3 protein-coding genes are annotated in these 3001 nt (G+C 60.0%); all 3 read right to left on the bottom strand.

What is annotated here, in order from left to right; all coding sequences use genetic code 11:
- Nucleotides 1-353 precede the first annotated feature (353 nt).
- Nucleotides 354-1166: an NAD-dependent epimerase/dehydratase family protein gene (locus FH061_RS29955; protein WP_151639481.1), complete on the bottom strand. Its 813-nt coding sequence runs from the start codon at nucleotides 1164-1166 to the stop codon at nucleotides 354-356.
- A gap of 234 nt (nucleotides 1167-1400) precedes the next feature.
- A complete protein-coding gene (locus tag FH061_RS29950; RefSeq protein ID WP_151639480.1) occupies nucleotides 1401-2687 on the bottom strand; it encodes a TRAP transporter large permease in 1287 nt (428 codons plus the stop codon).
- Nucleotides 2678-3001: TRAP transporter small permease (locus FH061_RS29945; protein ID WP_151639479.1), on the bottom strand; the 324-nt coding region annotated here is incomplete at its 5' end. The genes FH061_RS29950 and FH061_RS29945, both read right to left, overlap by 10 nt.

Below are 3001 nucleotides of genomic sequence, written 5' to 3'. Positions count from 1 at the left end.
GCAGGCGCGCCGCTTTCGCGAACGATGCCGACGTCGATCAGGCCGTAGATGGCAACGTTGGTCTGTGCAGCGGCAGAGCCGGAGATGGCGCCCAGTACGGCCAGTGCGAGTAGCGATTTTTTCATTGTGGTTTCTCCTATAGGTGCTTCGTTCAAGTTCAAGTGTGCTTCGGTATTGCCAGGCAGCGGCGCAAGGCGCTTGCCCCGCTGATCAAGGCAGACGTGGAACGCCCTGTCGTTCCTCCGTGTGCCGTGTTTTGTGAATCCAGATTTTCCTGATCGGCGAAGTCGATCCGCCGTCGCCATCAGAACTGCTTTTCATCTATGGCTTCCGCCAGGGCTTCGTATCGCGATCTATCCCTGCAGTCCGCACTCTTCCTCGAACGGTCCCTGGATCACGAAGCGCCCGCCCTGAAATACCATCATCGGATCGGCACGGTCGACCGGCGGCGCGGCGTCGATCTTTGCGCGGAATACTTCGGAAGTATCCTTGGGCTGGAAGCCGAGATGCCGCGCCTTGCTGTTATCCCACCAGCAGTTGCGGTTTGCCGAGACGCCGTACACAACGGTATGCCCGACATTTTCCGTGTAGAGGCTGCACCGTATGAGCTCGGTCAGATCATCGAAGCTGAGGAAGGTCGACATCATCCGCCTGTCGAGCGGCTCATGATAGGCCGAGCCGATGCGCAGGCAAACCGTCTCGATTCCATAGCGGTCGAAGTAGAACCGCGACAGCAATTCGCCGAATCCCTTGCTGACGCCATACATGGTGTCGGGCCGCATCGGCACTTCGGTATCGATCGTCTGGTTCTGCTCGTAGAAACCGATCACGTGGTTGCTGCTCGCGAATACGATACGGCCGATTCCGTGCTTGCGGGCGGCTTCGTACAGGTTGTACACGCCCACGATATTGGCGTTGAGTATGGGCTGGAAAGGGGCTTCGACCGATATTCCCCCAAGATGCACGATGGCATCGCAGTCCTTCAGCAACTGATGAACTCCCGCCATGTCGCCGAGGTCGCACAGCATGTGTTCCTCATTGGGCTTTTCCGGGCCGAACGGCTTGACGTCGGAAAGACGGAGAATTCTCGCAAAAGGTGCAAGCCTTTCCCGCATCACTTTGCCGACATTCCCGGCCGCGCCGGTAATGAGTAATCGATTGAACATGAATATTCCTTGAATCAAAATGCGAGCTCGAATTTGCCCGGCCGCGAGGCGCAATCAAGCAGGGTGGCAAAAGTTAATCGACGCATGGTGTATTTCACCCCTCCCCCGCCCAAGGGAGAGGAAGCGAAATATGAGTGCACCAGATTTAGCTTTCTGCCAGCTTAGCCAGGCTATGTTTTACGGATATATGCCGAGTACCGCAGGCGCGAATCCGAAACGCGCCGCGGCATGGCCCTACCTGCCCAGCATCACCGAAGGCAGCCACAGCGAGAACGACGGCACGTAAGTGATCAGCAGCATGGCCGCGATCAGCGCGCCGTAGAACGGCCAGATCGTCTTCATCACCTGCCCCACACTGATGCCTCCGATCGCGCATCCCACGAACTGCGTCGTGCCCACCGGCGGCGTGTTCAGCCCCAGCGCGCAGTTGATCAGCATCAGCATGCCGAACTGCACCGGATCCATGCCAAACTTCATCGCGATCGGCAGGAAGATCGGCGTGCAGATCAGGATCGTGCTGGCCATGTCCATGAAGGTGCCGAGCAGGAACAGGATGATGTTGATCATCGCAAAGATCGCCCACGGGCTCGAGGAAATGCTCGACATCATCTCGCCGGTCAGCTCGGCCACTTCATACAGGCTCATCAGGTGCTGGAACACCGCCGAGATACCGATCAGCAGCAGCACCACGCCGGTGGTCTTGACCGCCATGGCCGCCGACTTCATCAGGTTCTCCCAGGTCATCGACTTGTAGACGATGACGGTGAGGATCAGCGCATACACCACCGCCACCGACGCCGCTTCGGTCGCCGTGAAGACGCCCGACAAAATGCCGACCAGGATGATGACGGCAATCATCAGGCCCGGCAGCGCCGCGCCGAACGAGTTGACCACTTCGCCCCAACCCGGGAATTCGCCCTTGGGATAGTTGCGCTTGACCGCCACCAGGTAGGCCGCCACCAGCATGCAGATGGTCAGCACCAGCGCCGGCAGCATGCCGGCCATGATCAGCGAGGAGATCGACACCGCGCCGCCGGCGGCGAACGCATAGATCACCATGTTGTGGCTGGTGGGCATGAGCGCGCCGACCAGCGAGGCATGGGTGGTGACGTTGACCGCATAGTCGGCGTGATAGCCTTCCTTTTTCATCATCGGGATCATCACCGCGCCCATGGCCGAGACATCGGCCACCGGCGAGCCGGAGACGCCGCCGAAGAGCGTGCAGGAGACCACGTTGGACATGCCCAGGCCGCCGCGCACATGGTTGGTGAGGCTCTTGGCGAAGCGCACGATGCGTGCGGCGACGCCGCCGTAGAGCATGATTTCACCGGCGAAGATGAAGAACGGGATGGCCAGGAACGAGAAGATGTTCATGCCCGAGACCATGCGCTGGAACATCACGGCCAGCGGCATGCCTTCGACCAGCAGTGCCGCGGCGGAGGACAGGCCGATGGCAAAGGCCACCGGTACGCCGAGCAGCAGAAAGCCGGCGAAGCTGAGAACGAGAATGGTCAGTGCCATGATGGGATCACTTCCTTACCGGTGACGATTGCAATGATGTGCTCGATGCAGAACAGGATGATGAGTGCGCCGGCGACGACGACGGCGACATAGTTGATGCCTTCGGAGATGCCCAGCGAAGGGATCTTGTAGTTCATGACCGACTTGCCGAGCAGGGAGCCGTACCAGACCATCATGGCGCCGAAGCAGCCGACGACGAAGTGGATGACGATCTCGAACTTCTCGCGCAGTTTTTCGGGCAGCAGCACGAGGATGGATTCCATGCCGATGTGGCCGGCGTCGCGCACGCCGGCGGCGGCGCCGAGCATGGTGAC

This window comes from Noviherbaspirillum aerium, assembly GCF_008929045.1.
Lineage (GTDB): Bacteria > Pseudomonadota > Gammaproteobacteria > Burkholderiales > Burkholderiaceae_D > Noviherbaspirillum > Noviherbaspirillum aerium.
Note: the sequence above shows the minus strand (reverse complement) of the source record. Positions and strands in the feature narration are given on the sequence as shown.

What these genes read in the sequence shown, in the direction of transcription:
- FH061_RS29950 (WP_151639480.1), bottom strand. Translation starts at nt 2,687, where the DNA reads ATGGCACTGACCATTCTCGTTCTCAGCTTCGCCGGCTTTCTGCTGCTC.
- FH061_RS29955 (WP_151639481.1), bottom strand. Translation starts at nt 1,166, where the DNA reads ATGTTCAATCGATTACTCATTACCGGCGCGGCCGGGAATGTCGGCAAA.